General features: G+C 72.3%; 20 protein-coding genes and 1 pseudogene. 11 read left to right on the top strand and 10 right to left on the bottom strand.

Going from position 1 to position 24,451, the window contains the following annotated elements; genetic code table 11:
- Nucleotides 1–6: 6 nt before the first annotated feature.
- Nucleotides 7–1,725: a sensor histidine kinase gene (locus ACQPWZ_RS05235; protein ID WP_433570780.1), complete on the bottom strand. Its 1,719-nt coding sequence runs from the start codon at nt 1,723–1,725 to the stop codon at nt 7–9.
- Between the two features lie 480 nt (nt 1,726–2,205).
- Here ACQPWZ_RS05235 and ACQPWZ_RS05230 point away from each other — a divergent pair, with 480 nt between their 5' ends.
- Entirely contained in the window at nt 2,206–2,943 is a 738-nt protein-coding gene (locus ACQPWZ_RS05230) for an acyltransferase (protein ID WP_383233863.1), read from the top strand.
- Between the two features lie 124 nt (nt 2,944–3,067).
- On the opposite strand, the gene ACQPWZ_RS05225 is transcribed toward ACQPWZ_RS05230, so the two are convergent.
- Nucleotides 3,068–3,934, bottom strand: coding sequence for an EamA family transporter (locus tag ACQPWZ_RS05225; protein WP_433570779.1), 867 nt, complete (start codon nt 3,932–3,934; stop codon nt 3,068–3,070).
- Nucleotides 3,935–4,026: 92 nt separating this feature from the next.
- On the opposite strand from ACQPWZ_RS05225, the gene ACQPWZ_RS05220 reads away from it, so the two are divergent.
- Both ACQPWZ_RS05220 and ACQPWZ_RS05215 read left to right on the top strand, forming a co-directional pair.
- The gene (locus ACQPWZ_RS05220; RefSeq protein WP_356704666.1) at nt 4,027–4,599 is read left to right on the top strand and encodes a helix-turn-helix domain-containing protein; all 573 of its coding nucleotides are present in this window, start codon (nt 4,027–4,029) and stop codon (nt 4,597–4,599) included.
- A 44-nt stretch (nt 4,600–4,643) separates the two neighbouring features.
- Nucleotides 4,644–5,198 (top strand): YbaK/EbsC family protein, encoded by a 555-nt coding sequence (locus ACQPWZ_RS05215; protein ID WP_433570778.1) that lies wholly within the window; start codon nt 4,644–4,646, stop codon nt 5,196–5,198.
- Between the two features lie 56 nt (nt 5,199–5,254).
- Here the strand turns inward: ACQPWZ_RS05215 and ACQPWZ_RS05210 are convergent, their stop codons facing one another.
- Entirely contained in the window at nt 5,255–5,662 is a 408-nt protein-coding gene (locus ACQPWZ_RS05210; protein WP_433570777.1) for a CoA-binding protein, read from the bottom strand.
- Between the two features lie 62 nt (nt 5,663–5,724).
- Between ACQPWZ_RS05210 and ACQPWZ_RS05205 the strand changes: the two genes are divergently transcribed.
- Genes ACQPWZ_RS05205 through ACQPWZ_RS05195 form a run of 3 tightly spaced genes read left to right on the top strand, consistent with a single transcriptional unit; the run spans nt 5,725 to nt 10,655 of the window.
- Nucleotides 5,725–6,351, top strand: a complete 627-nt coding sequence (locus ACQPWZ_RS05205; protein ID WP_433570776.1) for a YigZ family protein — start codon at nt 5,725–5,727, stop codon at nt 6,349–6,351.
- A 42-nt stretch (nt 6,352–6,393) separates the two neighbouring features.
- The gene (locus tag ACQPWZ_RS05200; RefSeq protein WP_433570775.1) at nt 6,394–7,557 is read left to right on the top strand and encodes an exonuclease SbcCD subunit D; all 1,164 of its coding nucleotides are present in this window, start codon (nt 6,394–6,396) and stop codon (nt 7,555–7,557) included.
- Nucleotides 7,554–10,655, top strand: coding sequence for an AAA family ATPase (locus ACQPWZ_RS05195; protein WP_433570774.1), 3,102 nt, complete (start codon nt 7,554–7,556; stop codon nt 10,653–10,655). The genes ACQPWZ_RS05200 and ACQPWZ_RS05195 overlap by 4 nt, the downstream gene beginning before the upstream one ends.
- Here the strand turns inward: ACQPWZ_RS05195 and ACQPWZ_RS05190 are convergent.
- Nucleotides 10,645–11,091, bottom strand: a complete 447-nt coding sequence (locus ACQPWZ_RS05190; protein WP_405575780.1) for an Lrp/AsnC family transcriptional regulator — start codon at nt 11,089–11,091, stop codon at nt 10,645–10,647. The genes ACQPWZ_RS05195 and ACQPWZ_RS05190 overlap by 11 nt on opposite strands.
- A 94-nt stretch (nt 11,092–11,185) precedes the next feature.
- Between ACQPWZ_RS05190 and ACQPWZ_RS05185 the strand changes: the two genes are divergently transcribed.
- Complete coding sequence (locus ACQPWZ_RS05185) at nt 11,186–11,698, top strand: rhodanese-like domain-containing protein (RefSeq protein WP_433570773.1); 513 nt, start codon at nt 11,186–11,188, stop codon at nt 11,696–11,698.
- Between the two features lie 104 nt (nt 11,699–11,802).
- Nucleotides 11,803–12,654: an SDR family oxidoreductase gene (locus ACQPWZ_RS05180; RefSeq protein ID WP_433570772.1), complete on the top strand. Its 852-nt coding sequence runs from the start codon at nt 11,803–11,805 to the stop codon at nt 12,652–12,654.
- A 137-nt stretch (nt 12,655–12,791) separates the two neighbouring features.
- On the opposite strand, the gene ACQPWZ_RS05175 is transcribed toward ACQPWZ_RS05180, so the two are convergent.
- Nucleotides 12,792–14,474: a DUF885 domain-containing protein gene (locus tag ACQPWZ_RS05175; protein WP_340471937.1), complete on the bottom strand. Its 1,683-nt coding sequence runs from the start codon at nt 14,472–14,474 to the stop codon at nt 12,792–12,794.
- A gap of 75 nt (nt 14,475–14,549) precedes the next feature.
- The gene (locus ACQPWZ_RS05170) at nt 14,550–15,029 is read right to left on the bottom strand and encodes an Lrp/AsnC family transcriptional regulator (RefSeq protein ID WP_340471936.1); all 480 of its coding nucleotides are present in this window, start codon (nt 15,027–15,029) and stop codon (nt 14,550–14,552) included.
- A gap of 59 nt (nt 15,030–15,088) precedes the next feature.
- On the opposite strand from ACQPWZ_RS05170, the gene ACQPWZ_RS05165 reads away from it, so the two are divergent.
- Nucleotides 15,089–16,288, top strand: coding sequence for a trans-sulfuration enzyme family protein (locus ACQPWZ_RS05165; RefSeq protein ID WP_433570771.1), 1,200 nt, complete (start codon nt 15,089–15,091; stop codon nt 16,286–16,288).
- On the opposite strand, the gene ACQPWZ_RS05160 is transcribed toward ACQPWZ_RS05165, so the two are convergent.
- The 3 genes from ACQPWZ_RS05160 to ACQPWZ_RS05150 all read right to left on the bottom strand — a co-directional run bounded on the left by ACQPWZ_RS05160 (nt 16,224) and on the right by ACQPWZ_RS05150 (nt 21,378).
- Nucleotides 16,224–17,615 carry a GNAT family N-acetyltransferase gene (locus ACQPWZ_RS05160; protein ID WP_340471934.1) on the bottom strand — a complete coding sequence of 464 codons (1,392 nt, stop codon included), beginning with the start codon at nt 17,613–17,615 and terminating at the stop codon, nt 16,224–16,226. The two genes, ACQPWZ_RS05165 and ACQPWZ_RS05160, sit on opposite strands and share 65 nt — an antisense overlap.
- A 368-nt stretch (nt 17,616–17,983) precedes the next feature.
- Entirely contained in the window at nt 17,984–19,558 is a 1,575-nt protein-coding gene (locus ACQPWZ_RS05155; protein WP_433570770.1) for an alkaline phosphatase D family protein, read from the bottom strand.
- A 368-nt stretch (nt 19,559–19,926) separates the two neighbouring features.
- Entirely contained in the window at nt 19,927–21,378 is a 1,452-nt protein-coding gene (locus ACQPWZ_RS05150; RefSeq protein WP_433570769.1) for a PLP-dependent aminotransferase family protein, read from the bottom strand.
- Between ACQPWZ_RS05150 and ACQPWZ_RS05145 the strand changes: the two are divergent.
- Nucleotides 21,369–22,274, top strand: a pseudogene (locus ACQPWZ_RS05145) (DMT family transporter); the annotation flags it as partial. The gene ACQPWZ_RS05150 and the pseudogene ACQPWZ_RS05145 overlap by 10 nt on opposite strands.
- A 36-nt stretch (nt 22,275–22,310) precedes the next feature.
- Here the strand turns inward: ACQPWZ_RS05145 and ACQPWZ_RS05140 are convergent.
- Entirely contained in the window at nt 22,311–23,141 is an 831-nt protein-coding gene (locus ACQPWZ_RS05140; protein WP_328859901.1) for an alpha/beta fold hydrolase, read from the bottom strand.
- 202 nt (nt 23,142–23,343) lie between these two features.
- On the opposite strand from ACQPWZ_RS05140, the gene ACQPWZ_RS05135 reads away from it, so the two are divergent.
- Complete coding sequence (locus ACQPWZ_RS05135; RefSeq protein ID WP_340471930.1) at nt 23,344–24,228, top strand: RNA polymerase sigma-70 factor; 885 nt, start codon at nt 23,344–23,346, stop codon at nt 24,226–24,228.
- Nucleotides 24,229–24,451 lie beyond the last annotated feature (223 nt).

Genomic DNA, 24,451 nt, shown 5'->3' with positions numbered 1-24,451 from the left:
ATCGCATCACTCCTCGGTGGGCCCTGCGGGCCGGTCCTCCTGTGCCTTGCGGGCGCGGTGGAAGGCGCCGAACTGCGCACCGGCGTCACGGCCCGGGTCGCGCGCGGTCCCGGTCTCGCGGTCGGTCGCCTGGTGCCCCTTGCCGGGACCGGCCGGTTCACGGCCGCGGTCGGCGGCGGCCATGGTGCGCCCCGGCGGCCGTACGGGCAGGCCGTTCGGCGTCGCCACGCGCGGTCCGCCCTGGGCCGGGAAGGGAGTGCCCGCGGCGGCCACGGTGCCGGGCGCGGCCGCACCCGAGCCGGAGGTCGTGGGTGCGTCGGGCGTCCGCTCCACCGTGTCGGGGGTGGCGCGGTGGATCGTCGTCTCCGGTACCGCGCTGCGCTGCTGGGCCATCAGCTGCGGCGGGAACAGCACCACGACGCCGGTGCCGCCACGGGAGGAGGGCCGGAAGTTGACGCTCATCCGGTACTTGGCGGCCAGCCGGCCCACCACCGCGAGCCCGAGGCGGGTGCCCTGAAGAGCCGCGAGGTCGGTGACCCGGCCGGACACGGCCTCCTCGGCCCGCCGCATGGCGGCGTCGGCCATCTTCAGCCCACTGTCCTCGATCGTGACGACCAGGCCGGCGGTGCGCTCCTCGACATAGACGTGGACCTCGTCGATGGGCGGCGAGAAGTTCGCCGCGTTGTCCATCAGTTCCGCCAGCAGATGCATGACGCCTTCGGCGGCGAAGCCGGCGACCGCCGCGGTGCTGGAGGAGTGCAGCCGCACCCGCTGATAGGCCGCGATCCGGCCCACCGCGCCGCGCAGGATGCTCTCCATACCGATCGGCTTGTTCCACGACCGACTCGACCGGCCGCCCATCAGGAGCGCGAGGCGGTCGGTCAGCAGACCGAGCTGCGAGGTGTTGTGGTCGAGCTTGAGCAGATCGCCGAACACCTCTTCGCCGTGACGATCCTGCATCTCCCGCAGGTCGGCGAGCATGCTCACGGCCTTGGCCTGCACCCGGCTCAGCGCCTTGGCGCTCGCGCCCTGGGCGGCAGCCGCACGCCGCTCACTGACGGCGAACTCCCGGACAACCGCGTCCAGGATCACCCGCAGCCGAGCGTCGGCGGGCTGCTCGAGCTCGCCGAGCACGGTGTCGGCCGAGGCGCCCCGGCGCAGATGCTCGAAGGCGGCGGGCAGCGTCACCGCTGTCAGCCGGTCCAGATCGTCGGCTGCCTGGGCCAACTGGCGTACCGCGGAGGCGCTGTTGGCGGCCGAGGTCTCCGCCCGGCGCTCACCGGCCCCGAGCTCGGTGGCGAACACCTGGAGCATGCGCCGCAGTTGGGGATCGGTCGGCGGTGGGGTGCCGGCGAGGGTGTCCTCGGAGTTCTCCCCGTCGCGCAAGCGCTTCACCACCGAGGGGAGCGTGACGTTCACCAGATGGGCGGACTCGGCGCCCGCCTGGGCCGCCTGGGCCTGGACCGCCCGCAGTTCACCGGCGGCGGCCATCGCCGTGGCGCGCAGCCGGCGTGAGCTCAGCGCGGTGACGACGACGGTGGCCGCCACCCACACCCAGGCGACGCCGACGGTCGCCGCGACCCAGTCCCTGGCCGCCTCGGGTGCCGCAGCGATCACCGCGCCGGCGGCCGCGCCGGCCACCACCACGGCGGCCAGCGGTACGACGAGGGGCAAGGGCCGTGGGGTTCGTATCCTGTGCGGTTTCCGAGCGACTGGCACTGACATTCCGCGATCCCTCGCTGCTTGAGTCCGGGGAAGAACAGACGAGGCCGACTGGCGCGCATCGGCCGACCACATGCCGTACAGGCACCGTAAGTTGACGGTGATCTTCCGTACGCATGTGGCGCTCATGCTAGTCACGCGCCGATGCCCGGGAGCACTGAGAAGCCGGACTGCCCACGGAACGGAGGACTTAGTCCCGAAGTCACTGTCAGGTCCAGGCGGACGTGGTAGACAGCGTTTTCCTCCCGGCAGCCCGTGTGTCGCCGGAAACGGTGCCCATGACCTCGGGGCCGCTGTTGCCTCTGTGCCGAATGGGGTGGCCGGGACCACGACATCGCCCGTCCGAGCGGTGCTTTCCAGCCAACCCGGCGCCGGGCGTACGGGCAGAACGGCCCCCAGGGCGCCCCGCCGCCTGACGCCGTGGGGCGAACATCACAGCGCGGTGCTCCGATCGGCCGCGATCGGGCCGACTACCGTGTGCGGGTGCCGAAGAACAGAAACACGTTCTCATCGCCCGCCGCCTGGTGGCGTGGCGTTCTCGCCCGTGCCCTCCACCGGGGCTGGCGCTGGGCACAGGACGCCGGTGCCGTCACCGCCGACCACCCCGGCCGGCTGCGCTTCCGCAGCATCGGCCACGGCACCCGGCTCGCCTTCCCGCAGGGCACCGTGTTCGGCGAGGCGTGGATCGAGCTCGGGGACCACTGCATCATCGGGGAGCAGGTCACCTTGACCGCGGGGATGATGCCGGACCTCGATCTGGGCACCGAGCCGATCCTGACCCTGGGCCACGGCGTGGTGCTCGGCCGCGGCAGCCATGTCATCGCCGACACGAGGGTGTCCATCGGCTCCGACACGTACTGCGGTCCGTACGTCTACATCACCTCGACCAACCACAGTTACGACGATCCGCACGAGCCGGTCGGGAAGCAGTGGCCCCGTACCGAGCCGGTGACCATCGGGCCGGGTTGCTGGCTGGGCACCGGCGCGGTGGTGCTGCCCGGCGCACGCCTCGGCCGCAATGTCGTGGTCGCCGCCGGGGCCGTCGTCCGCGGAGAGGTCCCCGACCACTCCGTGGTCGCCGGGGCGCCGGCCCGCGTGGTCAGGAGCTGGGACCCGGTCCTCGGCTGGCAGCCGCCCCTGCGGACGCCTGCGCCCGTGCCGATCCCGGACGGCGTCACGCCCGAGCAGTTGCTGGCGCTCGCCGAGCTGGACGAGAGCTGAGCTCGGCGAGGCCGTAGCCGCGCGGGAACCGACCTCGGCCGGAGGCCGGCAAGCGCGGGCCCCCGGACGAGTGCCCAGCTCAACCGGAGGCCGGCAAGCGCGGGCCCCCGGACGAGTGCCGAGCTCAACCGGAGGCCAGCAGGACCGTGCCCACCAGTGCGAGCCCGGCGCCCGCCGCCTGGACCATGCGCAGCCGTTCCCTGAGCAGGAGGAGCGCCGCCAGCACCGTGACCACCGGGTAGAGGTTCGCCAGCACGGCCGCCACGGTCACCGGGCCCGTCTGGGCGGCGATGGAGTACGTGCCGTTGGCCGCGACGTCGGCGAGACCGACGAAGGCGAGGGCGGGCAGCGAGGCCACGACGACCTTCATCCCGCCGTCCTCCGGCAGGGCCCGCCCGCCGCGCTTCACCGACGCGTACAGCGCCGCGCCGCCCACGGTCACGTTGGTGACGCGCTGCACGAACAGCGCCAGGAACAGGCCGGTGAGGGTGGTCGACGCCTCGGCGATGAGGGCCATGACCGCGCCGAACCCGAAGGCCGCCGTCAGGGTCAGCAGGATCGCCCGGCGCTGCACGGCTGCGCCCCGCAGCTCAGGACCGCCGGCCAGCACGATGCCGACCACCGCCACGCCGATACCGGCGAACTGGAGCAGCCCGGGCCGCTCGCCCAGCACGAGGCCGACGCCCACGGGCACGGCCACACCCAGCGAACCCAGCGGCGAGACCACACCCATGGGGCCGAGGGCGAGCGCCTTGTAGAAGGAGAGCATCGCCACCGGCCCGACGACGCCGGCGCCCACCGCGTACCAGAGCTGGTGGCCCGCCTCGTGCCACGCGCCCGTGGCGACGACGATCACGCCGAGGACCACGACCGCGATCGACTGCGAGACCACCACGACGGTGAGCGCGGGAGTCCGCCGGGTCAGCAGTCCGCCGCCGAAGTCCGCGAGACCCCACAGCACGCTGGTGGCCAGGGCGAACAGTGCGGTCATGAGGGCCTCGCAGTACAGTGCGGTGAACGTTTGGGTGCACCACACGGTAGTGCAAGATATTGAACTCTGTCATCCACGATAATGGACGGAACGTGTCGGATCTCGACCAGCTCACGCAGTCGCTCGCCCGCAACCTCAAACGCTGGCGCGGCGAGCGGAGGCTCACGCTCGACGCTCTCGCCGCTCGCGCGGGGGTCAGCCGCGGCATGATCATCCAGATCGAGCAGGCGCGCACCAATCCGAGCGTCGGGACCACGGTGAAGCTCGCCGACGCGCTCGGCGTCAGCATCACCACGCTCCTCGACTACGAGCAGGGGCCGCAGGTCCGCGTCGTCCCGCCGGACCAGGCCGTACGGATGTGGTCGACCTCCACCGGCAGCTTCACCACGTTGCTGGTCGGCACCGAGAAGCGCGGACCCCTGGAGCTGTGGGCCTGGGAGCTGATGCCCGGCGACCGCAGCGAGTCGGACGCGCACCCGGACGGGACGATCGAACTCCTCCACGTCACCGCGGGCGACCTCACCCTGCTGGTCGACGGCACCCCGCACACGGTGCCCGCCGGCTCCTCCGCCACGTTCGAGGCGAACGTCCCCCACGGGTACCGGAACGACGGCGCCGAGAAGGTCGTGATGACCATGGCCGTCTCCATCCCGCCCGTCCGCTGAGACGCCCGGCCGCCCCGCCGCGGACCGCTGCTACTTTTCCGCCCATGCGCGCCCCCATCGGAAACTTCCCCGACGCCCGCCCCGCACCCGACTGCCTCGACATCCTGACCGCTCCGGTCGCCGACGCCGTACGCGGCTGGCAGGGTGATGTCCCGGCGGACCAGCTGATCTATGTGGACACGGACCCGGAGATCGCGGACACGGCGGTGTTCGTGCAGCACTACGGACAAGAGCTGCTCGAACAGTCGGCGAACTGCGTGGTCGTCGCGGGCAGACGAGGCGGCGAGTCGACGCTGGCGGCGTGCGTCGTGCTGTCGAGCACGCGGGTCGATGTGAACGGCGTCGTCCGCAAGCAACTGGGCGCGCGCAAGGCGTCGTTCGCGTCGACGGAGACCGCGACGGGCGAGACGGGTATGGAGTACGGCGGCATCACCCCGATCGGACTCCCGGCGAGCTGGCCCCTGCTGGTGGACGCGGCGGTCGTCGACATCCCGTGGGTGCTGATCGGCAGCGGGCGCAGGCGCGGGAAGCTGATCGTGCCCGGGAAGGCCTTCGCGGGGTTGGCGGGGGTGGTGGTTCTTGCCGGGTTGGGGACCTGACCTTCAGGCTCCCGCAACCCGGCATCGGCATCGGCAACGCCCCCGGCCCGCCCCGCTCACCCCAGTCGCGGGATCTCGATCGCCGGGCAGCGATCCATCACCATGTCCAGGCCCGCCGCGCGCGTGCGCTCGTACGCCTCGGGGTCGATCACGCCCAGCTGGAACCAGACCGCCTTCGCGCCGGCCGCGACCGCCTCGTCCGCCACCGCGCCCGCCAGGTCCGAGTTGACGAAGACGTCGACCACGTCGACCTCGAAGGGGATGTCGGCGAGTGAGGCGTAGCCCAGTTCGCCGTGGACCGTCTCGGCCTTGGGGTGGACCGGCACGATGCGCTTGCCGAAGCGCTGGAGGACGTCGGCGACGCCGTACGCCGCCCGGGACGTGTTGGTGGACAGGCCCACCACCGCCCACGTGTCACCCGTCGAGGTCAGAATCCTGCGGATCGTCTCTGTGTCTGCGTCCATGAAACCGACAACCGGGGAGCCTCGCGGAGCATTCCCCTCCGGGCGCCGCATAGGGTGGCTGGATGCAGGAGCAGTACCGGACGGTCGCCCGCGAGGGTGTGCACGAGACAGAGATCAACCGATCGCGCTTCATCTGCGCGCTCGCACCCGCGGCGACCGAGGAGGAGGCACAGGCCTTCGTCGCCCGGGTCCGCAGGGAGCACCCGGCCGCCTCGCACAACTGCTTCGCGTATGTCATCGGGGCCGACGCCGCCGTCCAGAAGGCGGGTGACGACGGCGAGCCCGGCGGTACGGCCGGTGTCCCCATGCTCCAGATGCTGATGCGGCGTGATGTCCGCTATGCCGTCGCGGTCGTCACGCGGTACTACGGCGGTGTGAAGCTCGGCGCCGGCGGGCTGATCCGGGCGTACGGGGGAGCGGTCGGCGAAGCGCTCGACACGCTCGGGACTCTCACCCGGCAGCGCTTCCGGCTCGCCAGCGTCACCGTCGACCACCAGCGCGCGGGCAAGCTCGAGAACGATCTGCGGGCCACCGGACGTGATGTGCGCGAGGTGCGGTACGCGGAGGCCGTCACCTTCGAGATCGGTCTGCCCGACGCCGACGTCGAGGCGTTCCGCGGTTGGCTGGCGGACGCCACCGCGGGAACTGCGGTGCTGGAGTTGGGCGGTGAGGCGTATGGGGACGCCTGATTCCGCACGTGATGTCCGACCGCACCGTTACTCTCGGGGATCATGAGATTCCTGCATACGTCGGACTGGCACCTGGGGCGCTCGCTCCACCGGGTGAGCCTGCTCGACGCCCAGGCCGCGTTCCTCGACCACGTGGTGGCGACGGTTCGCGAACGCGACGTGGACGCGGTGCTGGTGGCGGGAGACGTGTACGACCGGGCGGTGCCGCCGCTCACCGCCGTCGAGCTGTTCGACGACGCGCTGCACCGGCTGGCGGCCGTCGGCGTGCCGACCGTCATGATCTCCGGGAACCATGATTCCGCGCGCCGTCTCGGGGTCGGGGCCGGGCTCATCGAGCGGGCCGGGATACATCTGCGGACCGACCCGGCGGGCTGTGACACCCCCGTGGTCCTCGCCGACGACCATGGCGAGGTCGCCTGCTATGGCCTGCCGTATCTGGAACCGGCCCTGGTGAAGGACGAGTTCAAGACCGACAAGACGCACCACGAGGCCGTCATCGGTGCGGCGATGGACCGGGTCAGGGCCGACCTCGCGACCCGTCCGGCCGGTACGCGCTCGCTCGTGCTGGCGCACGCGTTCGTCGCGGGCGGCCAGGAGAGCGACAGCGAACGGGACATCACCGTCGGCGGTGTCGCGGCGGTGCCGGCCGGAGTGTTCGACGGCGTCGACTATGTCGCGCTCGGGCATCTGCACGGCGCCCAGACCATCACCGAGCGCGTGCGCTACTCCGGTTCGCCGCTCGCCTACTCCTTCTCCGAGGCATCCCACCGCAAGACCATGTGGCTCCTCGACCTCGGCCCTGCCGGTGAGATCGACGCCGAGCGTGTCGACTGCCCGGTCCCGCGGCCCCTCGCGCGGTTGCGCGGACGGCTGGACGACCTGCTCGACGACCCGGCGCTCGCCGGCCACGAGCAGTCGTTCGTCGAGGCCACGCTCACCGACCCGGTGCGCCCGGCCGACCCGATGGCTCGCCTCGCCGAGCGCTTCCCGTACGCGTTGAGCCTCGTCTTCGAACCCGAGCGCGCCGAGGAGGACACCGTCACCTCGTACGCCGAGCGGCTGAAGGGACGCAGCGACCAGGAGATCGCGGAGGACTTCGTGGCCCATGTCCGGGGCAGCGGGCCCGACGAGCGCGAGCGCACGGTGCTGCGCGGAGCGTTCGACGACGTCCGTGTGGACCACAGTGTGCGCGAGGTGGCCGGGTGAGGCTGCACCGGCTGACCGTCACCGCCTTCGGCCCCTTCGGCGCCGACCAGGAGGTCGACTTCGACACCCTGTCCGCCGCCGGGATCTTCCTGCTCCACGGGCCGACCGGCGCAGGCAAGACCTCTGTGCTCGATGCCGTCTGCTTCGCGCTGTACGGCGCGGTGCCCGGGGCCCGGCAGAGCCCGGGGGCCTCGCTGCGCAGCGACCACGCCGTGGCGGGCACCTTCACCGAGGTCCTGCTCGAACTGACCGTCGGTGGGCGGCGGTTGGAGATCCGCCGCCGCCCGGCCCAGCTCCGGCCGAAGAGGAACGGGAAGGGGTTCACCACCGAGCGCGCACAGAGCTGGCTGCGTGAGTACGACGCCCAGAGCGGCGAGTGGCAGGCGCTGAGCCGCTCCCACCAGGAGATCGGCGAGGAGCTCACCCAGCTCGTCGGCATGAGCCGCGACCAGTTCTGCCAGGTGGTGCTGTTGCCGCAGGGCGACTTCGCCCGCTTCCTGCGCGCCGACGCCGAGGCCCGCGGCAAGCTGCTGGGCCGGCTCTTCGACACCCGCCGCTTCGCCGCCGTCGAGGACCGGCTCGCCGAACAGCGCCGCGCCGCGGAACAGCAGGTGAAGGCCGGGGACGAGCGACTGCTCGCGATCGCCCACAAGATGGAGCAGGAGGCAGGCGCCGCGGCGGGCGACTGGCCGCTGCCGCAGCAGCAGCCGGGAGACCCGGGCCTCGCCGGTGCCGTGCTGGACTGGGCGGCGGTCGCCCGCGCGGGGGCCAGGGAGCGCCAGGACATCGCCGACTGCGCGCTGTCCGCCGCGGAGAGCCGGCAGGCCGCCGCGCGCCACACGCTGGACGCCGAGCGTGAACTGCACCGGCTGCAGCAGCGGTACGACGACGCACAGCGCCGCCAGGAGGCCCTGGAAGCACGCCGACCGGAGCGCGAGGCGCTGCACACCCGTATGGAACGGGGCCGCAAGGCCGAACGCGTGACACCGGCACTGCGGCTGCGGGACGACGCCGAGCGCGAGCACGACAGCGCGAGCGAGGCGCGCGACCTGGCCCTGGCGGGCCTCCCGCCGGAGCTGCACGAGGCCGGCGCGGAGCAACTGTCCGAGCTGGAAAGGAAACTGCGCCAGGATCTCGGCGGCCTCGACGCCGCCCGCAGGGCCGAGCGGCGCAGCGAGGAGATCGGACGCGAGCGCGCGGACCTCGACCGCCAGGCCCGGGCCGACGACGACATCCTCCAGGACGCGGCGGCCTGGCTGTCCGGCTGGGAGTCGCTGCGCCGCGGTCACCAGGAGCACATCACGGCCGCCCAGGAGGCCGCCACGGCCGCCGAACACCTGGCGGGCCGGCTCGCCCCCGCGCGCCGCAGACTGCATGCCGCTCTCGAACGGGACCGGCTCGCCGCCCGTGCCGAAGGCGCAGCACAACGGCTGCGAACGGCACACGAGCGTGCCAACAGCGCCCGGGAGCGCTGGCTCGACCTCAAGGAACGCCGGCTGCGGGGCATCGCCGCGGAACTGGCCGCGGGGCTGCTGCCCGGCGAGCCCTGCGCCGTCTGCGGATCGCCGGACCATCCCGATCCGGCCCGCGCGGGCGAGGGGCACGTGGACCACTCGGCGGAGGAGTCCGCGTACGAGGGCTGCACCCGGGCGGATGAGGCGAAGGCGGACGCGGAACGCGAACTCGCGGTGGTGCGCGAGTCGCTGGCCGCGGCGCGGGAAGCGGCCCGGGAGGGGACGAGCGGGGCCGAGGGCACGGCGCCGGCCGGAGAGGCGGACAGAGCGCCCATCGGCGCGGCAACGGACGGCGGTACGTTCGCCGTCGATCCCGACGTGTCGGAACTGCGCACCCTGGTCGAAGAGTTGGACCACGACCATCAGCAGGCCCGCCGTCTCGCCTCCGGGATGCATGCCGCGCGCGAGGCACTCGACCACGCCGAGCGGGAACACCAGGAGCGTCTTGCGGCACAGCAGGAGGCCGGTCGGCGTGCCGCGGCGCGGACCTCGGGCCGCGAGGCGCTCGACCGCGAACAGGCGTCGCTGGCAGGGGAGTTGGTACGCGCGCGAGGCGGCGAGGCGAGTGTCGCCGCGCACGCGGATCTGCTGGAGCGGCGGGTCCGCCTGCTCACCACGGCCGCCGAGGCCGTCCGTGCCGTCGATCTCACGGCCCGGCGGCTGAAGGACGCCGACGACCGGCTGGCCGACGCCGCGTTCCGTGCGGGGTTCGACACGCCCAGGGCAGCCGCCGACGCGATGCTGAGCGACGCGGAGCATCGCGACCTCCAGCACCGTATCGACGACTGGCAGAGAGAGGCCGCCGCCGTCGCCGACCGGCTCGCCGAGCCGGAGACGCGCGACGCCGCCGGACGTCCGCCCGCCGACCCCGAGTCCGCCCGTGCCGCGCACGACACGGCCGAACGCGCCCTGCGTGACGCCACGTCCGTGCTCGCGGCCGCCCGAGGCCGGACCGCCGAACTCGGACGGCTCGCGCGCCAGGCCGCCACGGAAGTGCTCCGCCTCGGCCCGCTGCGCGAGGAGTACGACCGTGTGGCGCGGCTCGCCGGACTCACCGCGGGCACCTCCGCGGACAACGAGCGCAAGATGCGCCTGGAGTCGTACGTCCTCGCCGCCCGGCTCGAACAGGTCGCGGCGGCCGCCACCGCGCGCCTCCAGCGCATGTCGGCCGGTCGCTACACCCTGGTGCACTCCGACGCACGCGCCGGGGGCAGGCGTTCGGGACTCGGACTCCATGTCGTCGACGCCTGGACGGGCAGCGAACGCGACACGGCGACGCTCTCCGGCGGCGAGACGTTCTTCGCCTCGCTCGCCCTCGCTCTCGGCCTCGCCGACGTGGTCACCGACGAGGCGGGCGGCGTACAGCTGGACACCCTCTTCATCGACGAGGGCTTCGGCAGTCTGGACGAGCAGACCCTCGACGAGGTCATCGACGTGCTCGATTCGCTGCGCGAGCGGGACCGCAGCGTCGGCATCGTGAGCCATGTCCCGGATCTGCGCCGCCGCATCCCGACCCAGCTCGAAGTGGTCAAGGAGCGGAACGGATCCGTGGTGCGGCTGCGGACCGCCCCGCTCAGCGGCTGATCGCCCGGCGCGGCAGCGGGGAGGAGTAGACGATGCTCGTGGTGACCGAGCCCAGCGCGCCGATCTTGCCGGCGACGGATTCGAGATGGCTCATGGACCGGGCGGCGACCTTGAGTACAAAGCAGTCGTCGCCGGTCACATGGTGCGCTTCGAGGATCTCGGGCGTCGTCTCCAGCAGGTCGTGGAAGGGCTTGTAGTTGCCGTTCGGGTACCGCAGTCGTACGAAGGCGAGAATCGGCAGCCCGAGCCGCTCCTGGTCGACCACCGCGGTGTAGCCGGCGATGACGCCTGCCTCCTCCAGCCGCCGTACCCGCTCGGTCACGGCGCTCGCGGACATCGAGACGGTGCGGGCGAGCTCGGCGAAGCCGGCCCTGCCCTCGCTCTGCAGGGCCTGCAGAATGCGCCAGTCCGTGGCGTCCGGTGAATACGCGGTCATCCCCGAGAGATAACAGGGGAATCCCCGGCCGATCAAGAGCAGCCCGGGGAAATCTCCCTTCAGACCCGCGCCGGCCGCTCGTAGATTCTTGGTCATGACAACGACCCGGCTCACCGCGCACTCCGCCCCTTCGGGCCCCACCTTCTCCCATCCCGTCCTTCGGGTCCCGCCGGCGCCTCCTGCCGCTGCCGCCGCGTACTTCGGTGCCTCGCTCGCCTTCCACGCCGATGTCTCCGACGTCGCCTCGGCGCTCGCTGCCGGCGGCGACCCGGGATTCGTCGTCCTCGACTCGCGGTCCACCCAGTCCTGGGACCAGGGGCACGTCCCCGGAGCGGTCCACCTGCCGACCGCGCTGATCGCCGAGCAGGCCGGACAACTGCTCGACCCGGCGGTGCCGGTGGTCACCTACTGCTGGGGCCCCGGCTGCAACGGCGGAGTCCGTTCCGCGCTCGCACTCGCCGAACTCGGCTACCAGGTCAAGGAGATGCTCGGCGGCTTCGAGTACTGGGTGCGCGAGGGATTCGCGTACGAGACGTGGGAGGGCGGCGCGCAGCGCGCGGCCGACCCGCTGACCGCACCTGTCGGCGCGGACGCCTGCGGCTGCTGAACCGGCAGCGGGGGGACGCGGGTTGGACAGGGCCGTGGTCCGTGGCCGCGCGCCGGTCGCCATGGGTGTGACACGGGCGGTGCGATCGAGCAGGATGACCTGCCATGCCGAAGATCCCGAACCCCGATGCCGCGTCGCTGCGGCGTGATCCACTCCCGCTGCGCGGCCGAACCGCCCTTGTCACCGGTGCGAGTCGGCGCGGCGGCATCGGCTACGCGGTGGCCCGCCGTCTCGCCGCGTACGGCGCGAGTGTCCATCTCCACCACCATGTCCCGCACGACGCGGCCCAGCCGTGGGGTGCGGACCCCGACGGGCCCCGTGCGGTGGCCGAGGGGGTGCGTGACGCACTCGGCGACCCGTCCGCGGCCGTCTTCCACGGTCCCGGCGATCTGTCGGACCCGGCCGCACCGGCCGAACTCGTCACCACCGCCGCCGAAGCCCTCGGCGGCCGGCTCGACATCCTCGTCGCCAATCACGCCCTCAGCGGGGGCGACGGTCCTCTCGACACGATCGACGCCGGCATGCTCGACGCGCACTGGGCCGTCGACGCGCGCTCGGTGATCCTGCTGGTCCAGGCGTACGCCCGGCTGCGGGCCGCGCTGCCGGAGCGCACCCCCGGCGGCCGGGTGGTGATGATGACATCGGGCCAGGACATCGCCGGCGGGATGCCGCAGGAGATCGCCTACGCCCTGGCCAAGGGCGCGCTCGCATCGGCGACCCGGACGCTCGCCACGTCCCTCGCGGATCTCCTGGTGACCGTGAACACCGTCAATCCGGGGCCGGTGGACACGGACTACCTGGACGGCGAGGTGTACGAGGAGATCGCGGGGATGTTCCCGGCGGGCCGCTGGGGAATCCCGGACGACCCGGCGCGGCTGATCGCGTGGCTGGCGACGGACGAGGCGGAGTGGATCACCGGCGAGGTGATCAACTCGGAGGGCGGTTTCCGCCGTTGACGGCAGGCGGCTCGCGTCCCACTGCGGGACGCGAGCCACCGGGGGCGTATGGCGCCGGGCTGTGATTCCGGTGCAAGGTCGGCAGGGCAGGGCGCTCACGCGCCCGCCCTCACGCGCCCGCCCTCAGGCCGCAGCCCTCACAACTTCGACAGCTCGTCCACCAGATCGTCCAGCCCCAGCGAACCCTGCGACAGCGCCGCCATGTGCCAGGCCTTAGCGTCGAAGGACGCGCCGTGGTTCCGGCGCGCGTTCTCGCGACCCAGCAGCCAGGCCCGTTCGCCGAGCTTGTAGCCGATCGCCTGCGCGGGCATCGAGAGGTACCGCGTCAGCTCGCTCTCCACGAAGTCCGCCGGCCGGCCGCTGTGGTTGCCGAAGAACTCCTGCGCCAGTTCCGGCGTCCAGCGCTCGCCCGGATGGAACGGCGAGTCGGCAGGGATCTCCAGCTCCAGGTGCATGCCGATGTCCACGATCACCCGGCACGCGCGCATCATCTGGGCGTCGAGATAACCGAGCCGGCGCTCCGGGTCGGGCAGGAAGCCCAGTTCGTCCATCAGCCGTTCCGCGTACAGGGCCCAGCCCTCCGCGTTCGCGCTGACCATGCCGACCGTGGCCTGGTAGCGGGAGAGCTGGTCGGCGACATGCACCCACTGCGCGATCTGCAGATGGTGGCCGGGGACACCCTCGTGGTACCAGGTGGACACCAGGTCGTACACCGGGAAGCGTGTGGCGCCCATCGTCGGCAGCCAGGTCTGGCCGATCCGGGTGAAGTCCTCCGAGGGACCGGTGTAGTACGGCGCCGCCGCTCCGCCCGGGGGTGCGATCCGGGACTCCACCTCGCGCACCCGCTCGGCGAGTTCGAAGTGGGTGCCGTCCAGCGCCTCGATCGCTTCGTCCATCAGGTTCTGCAGCCAGACCCGGACCTCTTCGACGCCCTCGATGTGCTCGCCGTGCACGTCGAGGTGGGCCAGCGCCTCCCAAGGGCCCGCGCCGGGCAGGATCTTGGCGGCTTCCTTCTTCATCTCGGCCAGCAGACGGTGGTATTCGGACCAGCCGTACGCGTACGCCTCGTCCAGGTCGAGGTCCGTGCCGTTGAAGTAGCGGGACCAGCGGGCGTAGCGCTCGCGGCCCACGGTGTCCGGGGCGTCCGCGACAGCCGGGGCGTAGACGTCGCGCATCCAGTCCCGCAGCTCACCGAGGGCGGCGGTGGCCGTGCGGGCGGCGGCGTCGAGCTCGGCGCGCAGCGCGTCCGGGCCCTCCGCGACGATGTCCTCGAACCAGCTGCGGTCCGTGCCCAGCCATTCCGTCAGTTGACCGATATGGGTCGTGGTGGCCCGAGGGCCACCGAACAGCTTGCGTTCCAGGCCCAGTTCGAGCGATTCCCGGTAGCCGCCGAGGGCCTGCGGTACGGCCCGCAGCCGCTGGGCCACCGCTGCCCAGTCCTCGTCGGTCTGCGTCGGCGTCACCGTGAAGACCTCGCGCACCGCGTGCACCGGCGAGCGCATGTTGCTGACGGTCCGCAGCCCTTCCTCCGCATCGTGCACGGCCAGCTCGGCCGTCAGACGCTCTCGCAGCAGCCGTCCGCAACGCCGTTCCGCGTCCGCGGCGGCACCTGGCAGCTTCTCGGCCTCGTCGAGCCGGGCGAGGGTCTCCCTGGCGAGTTCGGCGAATCGCTCCTGACCTGCGGGTGAGTAGTCGGGGAGCAGTCCGGCGCTCTCCTTGACTCCCAGATAACTTCCGACGGTCGGATCGAGTTCGATGAGCGCGTCGACGTAGGCGTCGGCGACCTGGCGGGGCAGCGGATGGCTGAGGGTGACAGACATGCGCACATCCTCATACGAGTGAGGCCTCCGCGTCACCATCGTCCCGGCTCAGCGGCATGTCATCGGCCGGATCGCTCACTGTCCGGCCGGAGGCAGCAGGGGTCCGCAGTCCCACTGCTGGAATATCAACCGGGTCTCCACGCGGGCGACTTCCCGCTGTGAGGTGAACTCGTCGATGACCAGGCGCTGGAGGTCGGCCGTGTCCGTCACCGCCACATGCACCAGATAGTCGTCCGGACCGGTGAGATGGAACAGGGCCAGCGATTCCGGCAGGGCGCGGATGCGCTCCACGAACGGCCCGATCAGCTCGCGCCGGTGCGGGCGCACCTGCACCGACAGCAGGGCCTGGAGACCGCGGCCCAGCCGGGCCGGGTCGAGGGCCAGACGGTGACCGAGGATCACGCCGGAGCGGCGCAGCCGCGTCACCCGGTCCAGGCAGGTGGACGGCGCGACTCCGACCTCCGCCGCCAGATCGCGGTACGTGGTCCGGGCGTCGTTCTGCAGAAGGCGGAGGATCTGCAGGTCGACCGGGTCCAGAGCGACAGATTCGGCCATTCATCGAACGTAGCACGGCCATCCGACGCTACGTTCCGGTAGGTGTTCAGTCTGCGCTCATGGACAACGCAGCCTTCGCCGCCCCCGTACCCCGGGCGCTGGCCACCGAAGCAGTACACGCCGGACGCGAGGACCTCGCGGAGCTGGGTGTGCACGCACCGCCGCTGGACCTGTCGACCACGTATCCCTCCTACGACGCCGCGGCCGAGGCCGAGCGGATCGACGCCTTCGCCCTCACCGGCGGCCGGCCCGAGGGCCCGCCCGTCTACGGACGGCTCGACAACCCGACCACGGCCCGCTTCGAGACGGCCCTCGCCCGGCTCGAGGGCGCCGAGGCCGCGGTGGCCTTCGCCAGCGGGATGGCGGCACTCACCGCCGTACTGCTGGTGCGGGCGAGCATGGGCCTGCGTCATGTGGTCGCCGTCCGTCCCCTGTACGGATGCAGCGATCACCTGCTGGAGACGGGTCTGCTGGGCACCGAGGTGACCTGGACGGATCCGGCGGGGATCGCCGACGCCATACGCCCCGACACCGGTCTGGTCATGGTCGAGACGCCGGCCAACCCGACCCTCGCCGAGGTCGACATCGAGGCCGTACGCCATGCCTGCGGTTCGGTGCCGCTGCTTGTCGACAACACCTTCGCCACCCCCGTGCTCCAGCGCCCGATACGGCACGGCGCGCGGATCGTGCTGCACAGCGCCACCAAGTACCTGGGCGGTCACGGCGACGTGATGGGCGGGGTCGTGGCCTGCGACGAGGAGTTCGCCGGACGCCTGCGGCAGGTGCGCTTCGCGACCGGCGGTGTGCTGCATCCGATGGCGGGCTATCTGCTGCTGCGGGGTCTGTCCACCCTGCCGGTACGGGTCAGGGCGGCCTCCGCCTCGGCCGCCGACCTGGCGTGCCGGCTGGCCGCCGATCCGCGTATCGCGCGTGTGCACTACCCGCGGATCGGCGGGGCCATGGTCTCGTTCGAGGTCTACGGCGACGCGCACCGGGTGATCGCCGGCGTACGGCTGATCACCCCCGCCGTCAGCCTCGGCAGCGTCGACAGCCTGATCCAGCACCCGGCGTCCATCAGTCACCGCATCGTCGCGGAGGGCGACCGGCGCTCGGCCGGTGTCAGTGACCGGCTGCTGCGGCTGTCCGTCGGGCTGGAGGACGTCGAGGACCTCTGGCGGGATCTCGCCGAAGCGCTCAGCGCTCAGCCTGTTCGAACCAGGACCGGTGCTGTTCGGCAGATCCGTCCAGTCGGGCTGTGATCACCAGCGTGCCCTCCTCGATCTGGTAGTCGAGGGGCAGACCCAGGCCGCGCATCGCCGCCACCATGGCGGTGTTGGACGACTGGGTCACGGCGTACACACTGCTGCAGCGGGCCTCCCGGGCGAGGCCGACGAGCCGGCCGAGCAGCTCCGAGCCGATGCCGCGGCGCTGCCAGTCGTCCTCCACCAGCAGAGCGATCTCGGTCTCGTCCCCGTCCCACAGGAGATGGCCGAGGGCGACGAGCCGGCCGGAGGCCGTCTGGACGGCGAGTGTGCGCCCGAAGCGCGGGCTGAGCAGGTGGTTCAGATAGCGGTCGGCGTCGCCGACCGGCCCGTGGTAACGGTGGCCGAGCGTGCGCTGCGAGCACCGCTCGTGCATCGCCTTCGCCGCTTCGACGTCGCTCTGGTCGGCCCGGCGCACGGTGATCTCGTTGCCCTCGGGGAGGGTCAGGACGTCCTGGCTGCGCGGGATACGGGGGCCGAGCCGGGCGTCCAGCTCGACCAGGGCGCGCGCCCGGGCGAACTCGGTGGGGGTGAAGGGGAGATAGGGCCGCTCGACGGTGATCGCGCCTCCGTTCGGGTCGCGCAGCCGCATCACCGTGTCCTCCAGGACGCCTTCCACCGGCGGGAGATCGCCGGTGGGGCGGCCGGTGAGGGAGACGGCGGGCAGCGAGTGGATGGTGCACCGTCCGAGCAACTGCCGTAGTGCAAGGGGGAGTTCAGCCGCGTCCAGGGCGGTACGGGTGGCGAGGCCGAGCACCCGCGTCGGGGTGTCGACGAGGTCGTGGGCGTCCGCCCGCTCGATCCAGGTGCTGCTGCCGCCGGCCGCGGAGACGGCGTGGGTCAGCTGCCGGGCCTGGAGCGGGCCGGGGGCCCTGAGCAGGAACTCGTCCACGGTGCCTGCGGCGAGCGGGTGCGTCTGCAGGGTGAGGATGTCCACGCGCAGGGAGGCGAGGGCGGTGCACAGCGCGGCGAGACTGCCGGGCGCGTCCTCGACGGTGGTGCGCATGCGCCACAGCGTCGTCTCGTGCGGTGTGCCGTCGTCGGCACGCTCGGCGCCGGCCGCGCCCGTACCGCCGGCGGTATCGCTCGTGCCGGCCGGAGGAGCGTGGCCGTGGCGTCGTGCCCACCATGTGTGGAACGTGGCCGTGGCCACGAGGGCGACGGCGGAGGCGACGAGCAGGAACGGACCGTCGGGGCTGTGGCCGACCAGATTCGCGATGCCGTCGGCGACGGCCACCGCCGTGAACAGCGCGGCCAGTTCGACGAGATCCCGTCGCCAGTGGTGGGGGCGGCGGGCACTCTTCGCAGAAGTCACATCAGTCATGCCCTCACTGTGAACGTTCTGTGTTGCGTGATCGCGAACGTATTGTGACTGATGGGTTAAGCGCGGATCTGAACCGCTATAGGGCATTTTTGGCCGATTTTGGCGGGGAGTGATCGGTCGCCCGATGTATCGAGATCACCGGCCGGGACCCACAGCCCGGCGAGCTGCGACGATCTCCTCGCCCCGGCATCCCCAGCCCCCGCGAGTATCCCCCGGGGAGAACTCCACACCTCCGCGCGCATGACGGTTCCGCGTCACCTCGGCGCGTGACGCCGGGCGTACAGCAGAACCCGACCGCCCCGCACCCCTCGCGGAGGCGGACGGCCGGGCTCACGTCCGGGTGGATGCCCGGTCTTCTCCTGTCCTGCCTACTGTCCTACGCGGCCCGGCTGGAGCACCTTGCTGAACAGCACCGTCCCTCCTTCGGCCCGCAGCCGTACGGTCAACTCACCGCTGCCGCCGTCGATGTCGACCTCGCCGAAGTACTGCGAGGACTCCATCGGCGAGACGTTCGCCCGCTCGGGCGCGCGGACGAAGACCCGCTCGGGACCGAACGTGGCATCCAGAGCGTTGGCCGGGAAGCCGCCCGCCGCCAGCGGCCCCGAGACGAACTCCCAGAACGGGGCGAAGTCCTTGAAGGCGGCCCGCTCCGGCGTGTAGTGCTGGGCCGAGGTGTAGTGCACATCCGCGGTGAGCCACAGCGTTCCGGTGATCCGGCGGTGCTTGATGTGCCGCAGCAACTCCGCGATCTGCAGCTCGCGTCCGAGGGGCGCGCCGGGGTCGCCCTGCGCCACCGCCTCGAAGTTCGCCGCGCCGTCGGGCACCACCAGACCGAGCGGCATGTCGGACGCGATGACCTTCCACACCGCACGCGACCGCGACAACTCCCGCTTCAGCCAGGCAAGCTGCTCGGCGCCGAGGATGCCCTGTGTGTCGTCGGCCTGCCGGCCCGGCGAGTTGGCGTTGCGATACGAGCGCATGTCCAGGACGAACACGTCGAGCAGCGGCCCGTACCGCACCACCCGGTGCATCCGGCCCTCGCGCCCGCCCGACGGAAGGGTCGAGACCGGGAAGTACTCGCTGAACGCACGGGACGCACGCGCGGCCAGGACGTCCACGTTCTTCTCGGTGTAGCGGACGTCGTCGAGGATCTGGCCCGGGTACCAGTTGTTGCGCACCTCGTGGTCGTCCCACTGGACCACGGTCGGCACCTGCGCGTTGAAGCGGCGGACGTTCTCGTCGAGGAGGTTGTAGCGGAAGGTGCCGCGGTACTCCGCGAGCGTCTCGGCGACCTTCGCCTTCTCCTCGGTCATCAGGTTGCGCCACACACGGCCGTCCGGCAGCGTCACGCTCGGGACCAGCGGGCCGTCCGCGTACACCGTGTCACCGCTGCACAGGAAGAAGTCCGGATTGCGCCGGCGCATCTCCTCGTAGGCGCGGTAACCGCCGATGTCCACATTGATGCCCCAGCCCTGGCCCGCGATGTCGCCCGACCACAGAAAGCGGACGTCCTGACGGCGCCGGGCGGGTGCGGTACGGAACGTTCCGTACACCGGCTCGCCGGTACGACGGGGGTCGTCCGGGTCCGCGAGCGTGACCCGGTAGTGGATCTGCTCGCCCGCCGGCAGCCCGCGCAGCGACGCCGTACCGGTGAAGTCCGTGCCGGCCCCGAGCAGCGGGCCGTGCCACCGGTGCGTACGCCGGAAGGAGTCCGTCGCCGACGTCTCGACGATCATGCGGGCGGGCCGGTCCGAACGTGCCCACACCAGTCCCGACGACGTGGTGACATCGCCGGTCTGCACGCCCCAGGCCGCACGGGGACGGCCGGAGCGGGCCAGCGCGGGTGCCGCGCCCACCGCCGGAAGCGCGAGGGCCGCCGATGCGGCGACCGTGCCCCGCAGAACGGTACGGCGGTCGGGGGTTCTCCGCGGGCTGTGCGACATCGCTGGGCCTCCAGAACGGTTGGGGCAGGGGTGCGCCGGGTGTGCCGAGCCATGCCTAGCGCCCGGCTGCGGCGCGCACACGAACCGGAGGTGAACAACCGGCCTTCCGCACACCGGCCTTCCGCGCCCGGGCCTTTGGTTTGGTACACCGGCCTCCTGGCGCCGGCTCCCCTCGGCGGGTTCCGCGCCGGGCCCTTCGTGCACGGCCTCCCGCGCCCGGGCCCACCGCGCCGCCGGCCCACCGTCTTCTCCGGACCGGACCGGACCGGACCGGACCGGACCTTCGCCCACCGGTGAACGATCCCCGCCGGCACCCCCAACTCCCGCACGCCGCAGCCCCCGTGGCGCGGTGTCGGCGGCCGGCCTCGTCAGTGCGCCGCCGGGCCGCCCCCCTGCGTCTCGCGTGCCAGCAACCCGATCCCGCGCACGATGTCCGACGGCGTCAGATGCGCGTACCCGAGCACGAGCCGGACCGCCGAGTCCGCATACCGTGCCGTCCCGTGTTCGGCGAGCGCCCGCAGAACGATGCCCGCCCGCCGCGCCGACTCCAGGAACCGCGGCTCGGGACCGAACCTCCCGGGCAGACGCGCGATGGCATGGAGCCCGGCGGCTATCCCGCTCACCTCCGTGCCCGGGAAGTGCTCGTCGAGCGCGCCGACGAGCGCGTCGCGCCGCTCCCGGTAGGCCCGCTGGCAGCGTCGCAGTTGCCGGTCGTAGCCGCCGCCGTCGATGAAGTCGGCGAGCAGCGCCTGGTCGAGAGAGGGGTTGCCCAGATCCATGGTGCGCTTGCGTTCGACCACCTCGTCGGCGAGACGTTCGGGCACCAGCAGCCAGCCGAGGCGCAGCCCCGGGGCGAGCGATTTGCTCACCGAGCCGCTGTAGGCGACGCGTTCGGGGTCCAGGCCCTGGAGCGCGCCCACCGGCGCGCGGTCGTAGCGGAAGTCGCCGTCGTAGTCGTCTTCGACGACCAGTCCGTCCACCGACCGTGCCCAGTCGAGGAGTTCGGTGCGGCGCTGCGCGGAGTAGGCGATCCCGGAGGGGAACTGATGCGCCGGTGTCGTCACCACGGCCCGCACACCGGACCGGTGCAGCGGTTCCATGGCCAGTCCGTCGTCGTCCAGCGGGAGCGGTGTCTCGCCGAGACCCGCCGCGGCCAACAGCGGGCCGTGCTGCGGACTCCCCGGGTCCTCGACCCCGATCGTCCGCAGCCCGTGCCCGTGCAGCACGAAACCGAGCAGGGTCATGGCCTGGGCGACGCCCGAGCACACCACCAGCCGTTCGGGATCGGCGACGACACCGCGGCGCCGGACGAGCAGCGACGCGAGAGCGGTACGCAGCTCGGGCAGGCCGCGTGGATCCGGGTAGCCCAGCGCCCGATGGGGCAGCCGCGCCAGTACGGACTTGTGCGAGGCGGCCCACGCGGCGCCCGGGAAGAGCGAGAGGTCGGGGGTGCCGGGACGGAAGTCCACCCGGGCGCCGGACGCCCGCGGTGCGAGGTCCCGCGCCGCCCGGGCACCGGCCCGTGCCGCGTCCCCCACCCAGGTGCCCGCGCCCCGGTCGCTGCGCAGATAGCCCTCGGCGGTCAGCTGTTCGTACGCCTCGGTGACCAGGCCGCGGGACACCCCGAGGTCTGCGGCGAGTTCCCGGCTGGAGGGCAGCCGGGTACCGGCTGCCAGCCGGCCCGATCTGACCGACTCGCGCAGGGCCGACTGGAGGGCCCGGCCGCGCCGGCGGGCCGGTGCTCCGGCGGCCGGCAGCAGCAGTTCCCAGGCGGTCGTCCAGGACGGCCCGTCCTGCGGATTGGTCCCCGATGTCGTCATGGAAGTGGACCTTAAAGGGGACCGCGGGCGTCCATAGCGTCGTCCCCATGAACCGTATGAACACCCACACGCTGCACGGCGTGGGGCTCGTCTCCTTCGCCTACTGCCTGGTCGGCGCCTCCTTCACCGCCAACAGCGTCCTCGGCGACTACCCGTACGCCGGAGGTCAGGCCGTTCGCTATGCCCTGGCCTGCCTGCTTCTGCTGCCCCTGCTCGGCGGACGGGCCGCACTCGCCCCGCTGAAACTGCTCAGTCCGTCCCAGTGGGGCCGCATCGCCCTGCTCGCCGGAGTCGGCATGGTCGGGTTCAACCTGGCGATCCTGGCGGCGGAACGCACCGCCGAGCCCGCGGTCCCGGGCGTGTTCGTCGGCTGCGCGCCCGTCATCGTCGCCGTGCTCGTACCGCTCGCGGACGGCCGGCGGCCCACCCGGCCGGTCCTGTTCGGAGCGCTGCTCGTGGCGGCGGGGGCCTTCACGGTCCAGGGCTGGGGCCGCGCCGACGCCGCGGGCATCGGCTGGTCGGTGGCCGCGCTGGCGGGCGAGGTCGGGTTCGCCGTGCTGGCGGCGCCCGTGCTCCGGCCGCTCGGACCCAAACTGCTCACGGCGACCGTCTGCGGTGTCGCGGCCATCGAGTCCACGATCGTCGGACTCGTCGTGGACGGCGCCGCATTCGTGCGGACCCCGGAGCAGGGCGAGGCACTGGCGCTGCTGTGGCAGGCGGCCGTGGTGACCGTCATCGGCTTTGTGACCTGGTACAGGGGACTGCAGCGGATCGGCACCGAGCGGGCGACGCTCTTCACCGGCCTCATCCCCGTCGCCGCCGCCCTCACCGCGCCGCTCGTGGGCACCGGATCGTTCGGTCCCGCCCAGGCTGCGGGCGGAGTGCTGGTCGGAGCGGGCGCGGCGCTCGGCTCCGGCGTCTTCGGGCGCGGGTCAGCGGCTGCCGTCCAGCAGGACGCGGGCGACGAGAGCGGGGTCGTCGTTCATCGGCACGTGGCCGCATCCGGGCAGCCGGACGAGCCGGGCGCCGGGGATGGCCTGCTTGGCGCGGACACCCTGCCGGCGGAACAGCAGCCGGTCGCGGGTGCCCCAGGCGATGGTGACGGGCACATCGGGAATGTCGTCGGTGAACAGGACGTCGCGGCCGGCCAGGAGGGTCTCGTGGAAGCCGGTGGCACCCCGCAGCGCGAGGGTCTCCGCGACGACGGCCTCGGGTGAACGCCTGCCCGGCTTGGCGTAGATGGTGCTGGTGAGTGCCGCGCGTCCGGCGGCGCTGCGGGCGAGCCACTCGATCATCGGCAGGGACAACGACTGGGCGCCCAGCCGCATGGCCCGCAGTGTTCCGAAGGCGAAGAGCCGTTCCCCCTCCGTCCAGAAGCCGGCGGGGGAGAGGGCGGTGACGGAACGGACCAGCTTCTCGCGGCCCAACTCGAGGGCCAGCAGCCCGCCGAGGGAGTTGCCGGCGACATGGGGCCGCTCGATGTCCAGTGCCTCGCAGAGCGTGGCGAGCGCACCTCCGACGGCCGCCAGGTCGTACCGCACCCCGTCGGGCAGTGCCGGGGAGACACCGAAGCCGGGCAGGTCGACCGCGATGACCTCGCGCTCGGCCGCGAGAATCCCGATCACCGGGTCCCAGGCCTGGCGGTGATGCCCTATGCCGTGGAGCAGCAGCAGCGGTTCGCCCGAGCCCGCCCTCTCGTAGGAGACGGACAGCTCCCGGCTGCCCCGGGGTGACTCGACGGAGAACGAGATCTTCGCGACCATGCCCTGCTGCTCCTTGGTCTCGCCACGGCACCGATGTGTCGGACGGCGTACGCCCGTGGGACGGGCGGCCCGGCCGCTTGTCCGTAAGAATTACCGCTCAGTAGCTTCCAGTTCAAGAGGAACCGCCGGGCGGACGTGGATGTGCGGCGCGGCGCGCCCCCGCCGCCTGGACAGCGGATGCGCCGTCGGGTGGGATGGAAGCGTGGCGAGCGACACTGCGACCGACGTCTTCGAAGAGCACCGGCCCGTGCTGACCGGTGTGGCCTACCGCATGCTCGGCCGGGCGGCCGACGCCGAGGACGTGGTGCAGGACGCGTGGCTGCGGTGGACCGCGCAGGAGCGCGACGATGTGGCGGAGCCGCGCGGCTATCTCGTACGGATCACCACCCGGCTCGCGATCGACCGGCTGCGGCAGATCAGGGCGAGGGGCGAGGCGTACATCGGTCCGTGGCTCCCCGAGCCGATCGCCACGGACTTCGGCAGCACGGTCCCCGACACGGCCGAGCAGGCGGTTCTCGCCGAATCCGTCTCCCTCGCCGTGCTCGTGGTCCTGGAGTCGCTATCGCCGCTGGAGCGGGCGGTGTTCGTGCTCCGCGAGGCCTTCGGCTTTCCCTATGGCGAGATCGCGACCACGCTGGAGCGCTCCGAGGCGGCCGTGCGACAGCTCGCGGGCCGTGCGCGGCGGCATGTGGAGGAGCGCAAACCCCGCTACGACGTGGACCCCGGCGAACGGCGCGATCTCACCCAGCGCTTCCTCACCGCAGCGGCCGGCGGCGATCTGGACGCCCTGCTGGACCTCCTCGCCCCCGACGTCCGGATGATCAGCGACAGCGGAGGCAAGGCCAAGGCCCCGGTGCGGATCCTGGAGGGCGCGGACAAGGTGGGACGGTTCCTGTTCGCGGTGGCGAAGCAGCCGATCCCCGCGGCGGACTTCACGTTCCCCGAGATCAACGGCGCACCGGGGCTCGTGGTGTTCAGCGCCGGAAAGCCGGACACCGTCTTCCAGTTGGAGATCCGGGGCGGCCGCATCCAGTGCATCCACCTGATGCGCAACCCCGACAAACTCGGCGCGCTCCCCACCCTCTGACCTGCGAGCGGCCCCGCTCCGACCCTCTGTCCGAAAAGGGCAGGGGGTCTTTGCCGCGCGCGTTTCACTGGGATACGAACGCCCTGTGAACGCGCTGCGAACCCACTCGACCTCACAGCGTGACGAACGCAGGATTGGTCTTGACCAAGGTGGTGGGCCGTCCTATGGTCGCAGAGTTAGTGCAGGAACCTTTAATAAACAAGGGCGCGGAAAAGCCGCCGCT

The sequence above is a fragment of the Streptomyces sp. CA-251247 genome (assembly GCF_050952975.1).
Classification (GTDB): Bacteria; Actinomycetota; Actinomycetes; order Streptomycetales; family Streptomycetaceae; genus Streptomyces; species Streptomyces achmelvichensis.
The sequence above is the reverse complement of the archived record's forward strand: the minus strand, read 5'-3'. Positions and strand labels throughout refer to the sequence as shown.